The organism is Segetibacter koreensis DSM 18137 (genome assembly GCF_000374045.1).
Classification (GTDB): Bacteria; Bacteroidota; Bacteroidia; order Chitinophagales; family Chitinophagaceae; genus Segetibacter; species Segetibacter koreensis.
The window spans coordinates 151,436-158,805 of the sequence record NZ_KB893320.1 but is presented as its reverse complement, the minus strand read 5'-3'; the positions used below and the strand labels follow the sequence as shown (position 1 = coordinate 158,805).

5 protein-coding genes are annotated in these 7,370 nt (G+C 38.6%); 1 reads left to right on the top strand and 4 read right to left on the bottom strand.

Features of this window, described 5'->3' with window-relative positions; translation table 11 throughout:
• The 3 genes from B154_RS33805 to B154_RS30055 all read right to left on the bottom strand — a co-directional run.
• A partial coding sequence (locus B154_RS33805) for a phage integrase N-terminal SAM-like domain-containing protein (RefSeq protein ID WP_425423104.1) occupies positions 1 to 175 on the bottom strand: 175 nt, incomplete at its 3' end.
• Positions 176 to 396: 221 nt separating this feature from the next.
• Positions 397 to 747 (bottom strand): tyrosine-type recombinase/integrase, encoded by a 351-nt coding sequence (locus B154_RS33695; RefSeq protein ID WP_018613390.1) that lies wholly within the window; start codon positions 745 to 747, stop codon positions 397 to 399.
• 14 nt (positions 748 to 761) lie between these two features.
• Complete coding sequence (locus tag B154_RS30055) at positions 762 to 1,571, bottom strand: phage integrase N-terminal SAM-like domain-containing protein (protein ID WP_051084289.1); 810 nt, start codon at positions 1,569 to 1,571, stop codon at positions 762 to 764.
• Positions 1,572 to 3,151: 1,580 nt separating this feature from the next.
• Between B154_RS30055 and B154_RS0108460 the strand changes: the two genes are divergently transcribed.
• Positions 3,152 to 6,685, top strand: coding sequence for a T9SS type B sorting domain-containing protein (locus tag B154_RS0108460; RefSeq protein ID WP_018613388.1), 3,534 nt, complete (start codon positions 3,152 to 3,154; stop codon positions 6,683 to 6,685).
• Here the strand turns inward: B154_RS0108460 and B154_RS0108455 are convergent.
• Entirely contained in the window at positions 6,669 to 7,184 is a 516-nt protein-coding gene (locus B154_RS0108455; RefSeq protein WP_018613386.1) for a phage integrase N-terminal SAM-like domain-containing protein, read from the bottom strand. The genes B154_RS0108460 and B154_RS0108455 overlap by 17 nt on opposite strands.
• Between the last annotated feature and the right edge of the window lie 186 nt (positions 7,185 to 7,370).

Below are 7,370 nucleotides of genomic sequence, written 5' to 3'. Positions count from 1 at the left end.
TGCATCCTAAAGTCTTAGCCAGGTAGAGAAGATACTCCATCAGCATATCTTCTGTAAAATCTGACGGACTTACCTCTGCATAGTAGACCAGCAAATAACGAAGCTCTGATAAATAATTACGAACTGTGTGAATACTGTAATGACCAAGAGATAAATACTGATCGGTCTTTTCCAGTGCCGCAAGTGCCCGCGGACTTAAAGTTTTTTTTCCATGATCTTTTAGTTTTAAATAAAAAGGTACAAAAAGATCATCATCGATTTCTCATCGCCTGAATAGGCGATGTTGGTTCAACACCTAAATTGCCGCAGGTGCTAAATTTTATTGATTTTCTATGTATCTGATTATCATCAGTATTGCTTTGGCTTTTTTCAATTGTAGTTGCGCCAATTGATTTTTTACCATTCTATTCCTCCTTTCTTCCACAGGTCATCCAAAGGGCTCACTATTGTAACTAATTGATCCTTTCTTACATGTAAATATCGCTGCGTCGTTTTAATATTAAAATGCCCTAAAATATCTTTTATATACATTACATCAATTCCCTTTTCAAGCAGATGAGTTGCAAAGCTATGCCTCAGCGCATGAAAGCTTACATCCTTTTTTATGCCTGCCCTTTCTTTGGCCATTCGAAAAACTTCCTGCGAACTACGAGGGGAATAAGCAATACCAGGTTGCACACTCTCGAATAGATATTTGACGGGCCTTGTTTTACTGCTTTTTATGTAAGCCCTTAAAATATCTAACAATACCGGGCTTAACCCTACATATCTGTCCTTTTTACTTTTGCCCCTTCTATAAACAACTGCATCCTGTCACTGTCTACGTGCTTTAACTGCAACTTCACTACCTCTGACACACGCAAGCCTGCACTATAAGCAGTAAACAATATCGCTTTATGTTTTAAATTGGTAAGAGCCCTAAACAAACCGCTCAGTTCATTTTCACCTAAAACCTTTGGTAGTATCAAAGGCATCTTAGGCCGCGGAAGCTCTATTAGCATTCTTTCTCGTCCCAATACCTGTTCAAAATAAAACTTTATTGCGTTGATACGGCTATTGGCAGTTGCCTCACTTAATTTATATCTGTCAAGGCAATAATACATATACCGTCTGATGTGTTCGCAAGTAAGGTTACTAACCGGTATCTTCTTTAATTCTTTCAGCAGTTGAAAAAACTCATTTTTGTAGGTGCGTATGGTAGACGGAGAGTAAGCTTTTAAAATCAAAGTTTCAATATAACGTTCGAAAGCTTCGATATTTTCTGTGCACAACTGGCTGAGTTCCGGCTTGTGACTGATTTTTCGCACAATCACTGGAAGTTGTTTTTTAGCAACTAACTGCTGCCTTAATTCACATAGGTCTAATACTGCAATTTCTTTGACCCTCTCTGCAAATAGTTGTACCAGTTCCTTAACGACAGGCAAGTGCCAGCTTTTATAAGTAGAACTATATTTTGCGCCGGGTATCTCTCTGATTAATTTGTTTATGCCGTCATTGTAATCATAAAATGCAAAAATTCTTTCTACATTTTTATGTGACCGCAGGGTTAACCGAACTATTATTTTTTGCATCCTATAGATGTAGGTTTTGCTCAAAATAGTCGTTTTTGAAAAACTAAGATCAGTGCAGAAATATCACCTTAACATATAGGAGCAATTATAAAACCTTTTTAATGCTATTTCATATACTTCATTTTATATTTATAGTAAGATAATTAATAAGTTACGGCTGCCTTTGTCCTGCTTTTTAACTATTATTAAAAAAAGATTAAAAACAATTTTTTGAAGTATAATTTATCCTTTTGTCTCTAGACATGCTTTCAGCACTCTCAGTCACATATGCAACTACAGAAAAATTTTTTCAGCTTAAGTAGAAAACGTCTTTTGTTGAGGAAAAAGTATTTTTCTGGTGACAAAAAATAATTTTAGGCACTGAAAGAATGTAATACGATATTGAAACTTGTATCAAATCAATGATCGCATTTTGATTGCAACTAACTCAGATAAAGACCTTCCAAATAATTTCTGTCTAGACTATAAAAAAGACTAAACTATCATTAGACGGTGAGTATTAATGTTTCTCAGTGCTGAACCTTATGCACGTACTTGAGGCAGGATGAGTGACTTGTCTTTTCTCAATCATCCTTACTATTTTTATTTCTGTTAGTGTTCATAATGCTCATTCAAAACTTATAAAACCACGCATATTTTGTATTCGCCATTTAACAGATATATAGTTCGATTTTATCCTGTCTGTTATTTAAAACTGACACTGTCTTATCCTAATTTTCTTTAAGCCCTGTTGTTGTAAGTTCTGATAGTCCCCTTGTTTGATCCACTCTTATCAATATTAGATACTTTCGTGCAAGTTGCTCAGGGAAGGACATTAAAGCCTGTAAAAGTTCGATTAAGGAAATCACTGTCTCTGTCAATTTGCTGAACGCAGCAATAGTTTGTCTAATAGAATGAAGATTTTTACAAATTTTATTAAAAGAGCGATGAGAGTCATAGCGAGAGCTTGGAGCTAATCACAAGATCCTTTTGATCAAGCCTTTTCACTTCAGCTTTTACGAAACCTTTTCGCTGAATCTGAAGTGGTATTAAAAGCGTCAATCATAAAACGCTTTAAGCCGCTCCAAGGGTTTTTATAAAATTGCAAAATTCGAAAAGTGGTTCGCCCAGGAGTTCCTCAGCTCCACAATTAAAAGGATAAGTGTTGTAAATCAATTACTTATCCTTTTGTTTTTATAGCAGTAGCAAAAATTAAAAAAAAAGTAATTGGTTTAACACAGTCTGTCATCATACTGCTTGCGTAGAAAGCTTCATCAGGTGGAATAATGTAACCAACCTATGGATGCTTTACGCATCTTTAAAATTACTTGCTTCCAGGCTACGCCTTATGTTGATTAATGCGAAAGGCACACATCATCGGTTACCAGAGGCTGAGGTGCTTTTCGATCGTGTGCCACTTTTATTAAAGCCATCGCCTTCCCCTTCTGGTAGGTTTTGTAAATCTCCCCCAACAGTCCTGACTATGTTCTTTCCTTAACATCTTTTAATTCCTGATTTTTTCTTTTGAAAAATAAGATTGCTAGTTATAATTCGTTATTGATATTATCATTTTCAAATTACAGGAGTTCTAATTCGTTATAGTGAAAAAACTAACATTTTTATCAGATTTAATAGTACTTAAAGTTTTATGGAATAGAATTATCTATCCACTTTTTTTCATTTCAATTCTTTTTTCAAATTTGTGCAATGCGCGGGCCGATATCTACGCTTTTTCACCATATTCTAAAACTCAGTCTACTGAATCAAATCATACGGAAAACACTCTTATCAATGTTTTTAAACCATCTTTCCGGCTGATTCAAAATGTTCTGTCTACCATAGCATTACGGGAAAATGCCAACTTGAACGATCAAACCATCTTTAGCAACCGAGGCAATAACGATGTGACAACTCCTGAAGATCAGCTGACAATTACTTCCGTAAAGCAAGTATCATCCTGCACCGAGTCATTAATAACAATTACAGGAACCAATTTTAGTGGTGTAACCAAAGTAAATTTTGGAGGAACGCCACCTAAATCATTTGTAGTACTATCTCCCACACTAATTAATGCAATCCTGAACAAGGGAGTGACAGGAGATGTAACTGTTACCGCCCAAGCCGAAACCGCAGTGTATAAGGGTTTTATTTATGTCGCTCCGGTAGCGCCTTCAATACATATTTCCGCTTCGTCAACTGCCATTTGTGCTGGCACACCGGTCGCTTTTACAGCTGCTGTTAACAATGGCGGTTCAAAGCCGACTTATCAATGGAAGCTTAATCGCCAGGCAATTGGCGTAGATAGCAACACGTATAGCTCATCTACCCTTAGTAATAACGATACAATTACGTGTGAAATCATTGGCGACGCATCTTGCTACAGCATTACAACTGTCACGAGCAATTTTATAAAAATGATAGTAAAGCCTACAGCAGAAGTAAAAGTTTTGGGAGATAGCTGCCTAGGTGACACGTTAACGGTAAGCAGCGACGTTACGCCTTCATCACTGGCCTGGGTGGTAAATGGCACGTCAGTAGTAGCGAGTGCAGAACTTGGCTTGAGTCGAAATGCGGTGACTGTTGCTGGGGGCAACGGAGCTGGAGACGCCCCAAATCAACTGAATAACCCGGACAGATTTTTTGTTGATAAAGAAGGCAACATTTATGTAGCAGATATGTCGAACAACCGAATCCAAAAATGGGCGCCTGGAGCCACATACGGCGTAACAGTTGCGGGAGGGAATGGTCCCGGCTCCGGGGCTAAACAATTTAATAAACCTACAGATGTAGCAATGGATAGTAAGGGAAATCTTTATATCACAGACCAGGGTAACAACAGAATTCAAAAGTGGGCTCCGGGGACTACTACCGGTACCACCTTTATTAGAATGTCATATTCTCCGACCTCGATATTTATAGATGCCTATGACTTTGTTTACGTTGCTGAACAGCAAATCGATCACATTATGGTGTATCCGCCAAACAGTCGTAGTAACGAAATCGGCAGCAATGCTGCCGGTTATAGGGGTAGTGTAGCAAATCCGCTAACTTTAAACGGTCCTACCGGAATATTTCCTGATGCTTCGGGTTTTATTTATATATGCGATACAAATAATGACCGGATACAAAAGTGGGCTCCCTATGGCCGTTATGGTGTTACCGTAGCAGGTGGTAACGGACATGGTTCTGCGCCAAATCAGCTCGCCAATCCCCTTGGAGTTTTTGTTGACAAAAATCGTAGTGTTTACATTGCCGATTACAATAATGCCCGCGTCCAAAAGTGGGGTTTGAATGCAACGAAAGGCGTTACTATAGCTGGCGGAAATGGCGCGGGAAATGGTGCAGATCAGCTAGACGGACCACAGGACGTTTGGGTTACCGCTAACGGCGACTTGTTAGTCTCAGATTTTCATAATCATAGAATTCAGAAATCTTCAAACTCGATCACTACAACTTATACTACACAGGCGGCAGGAGTATATACTGCCAAAGTTGCCCTTTCTAACGGATGTTCAGTTACATCAAACCCTGTGAGCGTAGTGGCTGCCAAAACACCCGTAGTAAGCATACGAACAGACACTACAACGGTATGTGCAGGCGCTAAAGTTACTTTTACTGCTGTCGCTGAAAATGGTGGCGATAATCCTTTATACCAGTGGAAAATAAACAATGTAAATATAGGGGCAAACAGTAGCAAAAGTTTTTTTTCTTCCAGCTCGCTTAAAACTGGAGATGTAGTTATTTGTGAAATGACAAGCAATGCAACTTCTTGTGTAACAGCAGAAACGGCGATGAGTAATAAGATAGTTATGGATGTAAAATCACCAGAGACAACGTCAATAATTATTAGCGCAAGTGACACTGTTATATGTCCGGGTGCGAGGGTAAATTTTACCGCAACTGCTACCAACGCAAGAGAAAAGGTTTTGTATGAATGGAGAGTAAACGATGTTATTCGTGGGACGGGGTCGCAGTCCGGTTTTTTAGTTAGCGACTTAAAAAATGGGGATGTTGTTAGTGCTAAAATAACCAGCTCCGGTTTTTGCGCAACGCAATTAACAGCAATAAGTAATGTTATTCCAATTCAGGTTATAACACCCCCGGTGTTATCAGTAACGCTTGTTGCCAGTGATTCTGCTATATGTGCCGGTGTGAATGTAAATTATACTGCAACTGCTATTAACGCCGGCGAAAAGGTTTTGTATGAATGTAAAGTAAACAATTTTAGCCGTGCCACGGGTACGCAGCCTAGTTTTTCAGTTAACGACTTAAAAGATGGTGATGTTGTAAGTGCCAAAATAACCGGCTCCGATTTTTGTGGAACGGAGTTAACAGCGGTAAGCAATGTTATTCCAATTCGGGTTATAACACCACCAGTCTTATCAGTAACGCTTAAAGCGAGCGATTCTGCTATATGTGCGGGTGCCACGGTAAATTTCACAGCAGTTACTATCAACGCAGGAACTAATCCAACTTATAATTGGAAAGTAAATAATACAATTATCCAAACAAGTAGCACTGTTTACGTTAATAGCTCAATAAACGATGGCGATGTTGTGAACGTTATTATAACACCCACACAGAAATGTGCAATGTCTCCTGTAGTGTCTAATACCCTGAAGATGGTAGTAGATCAAATTCCAACAGTTAAACCGAGGGCAGATACAACCATTCTTACGGGAAGCAGTGTAAGACTGCGGACTACAGTTACCGGAAATATCACAACTTATCTTTGGACGCCTTCTGCTACTATCGACAATAACATTATTGCAAGTCCGTTGGCAACCCCAACTAAAACTACAAAATATAAGGTCGTTGTTACCACGCCAGCAGGGTGTACTGCAGAAGGGAATGTGTTAATTACAACTATCGACGAGGTGACAATACCTAACGCTTTCTCCCCAAATAATGACGGAATAAACGATATTTGGAACATCACCGGGCTGTATTCTTATGCTGACTGCTCCATTGATGTGTTCAATCGAAATGGCCAACCGGTATTTCATTCATATAATTATAAAGACCCTTGGAATGGGACGTTCAATGGTTCGCCCTTACCAGTGGGCACGTATTATTACATCATTAAGTCAAAAAAATTTGGAACCAAAAGTGGTCCGGTTACTCTCTTACGGTAGTTAAAATTTCTTTTCGAGCATCCCTACCCTTCAGCATGAAGCCGATCCTTGCCTGGTACGTCAACGAAAAAGGATATGGAGATATTTCACCCGTTGTAAAAAGCAAAGGCATCTTAGGCCGCGGAAGCTCTATTAGCATTCTTTCTCGTCCCAATACCTGTTCAAAATATAACTTTATTGCGTTGATACGGCTATTAGCAGTTGCCTCACTTAATTTATACCTGTCGAGGCAATAATACATATACCGTCTGATATGTTTGCAAGTAAGGTTACTAACCGGTATCTTCTTTAATTCTTTCAGCAGTTGAAAAAACTCATTTTTGTAGGTGCGTATGGTAGATGGAGAGTAAGCTTTTAAAATCAAAGTTTCAATATAACGTTCGAAAGCTTCGATATTCTCTCTGCACAACTGGCTCAGTTCGCCTTTTGTTGACGAAAAGTATCTAGTCGTCCGAAAAATAATTTCCAGAAGTGAAATATGTAATAAAACGATAAGCATTAATTCAATAAGTTAAGCAGCTAGAAAGTTCCTGCTCGCAGTTTATTTCTTCTTTTTTGTTTTTCAGAAGAAAAATTAACCTATCAAAATGTTCAATTTCCTTCGCTAACCTTTAAAAAATAACGGCTGATACTCTTTCAGACTTACAAGTAACAACACAACAAAAATTCTTGAGAAAAATCAAAG

Excerpts from the sequence above, each read along its gene's own strand:
- B154_RS30055 (WP_051084289.1), bottom strand. The coding sequence starts at position 1,571 with ATGCAAAAAATAATAGTTCGGTTAACCCTGCGGTCACATAAAAATGTA.
- B154_RS0108455 (WP_018613386.1), bottom strand. The coding sequence starts at position 7,184 with ATGCTTATCGTTTTATTACATATTTCACTTCTGGAAATTATTTTTCGG.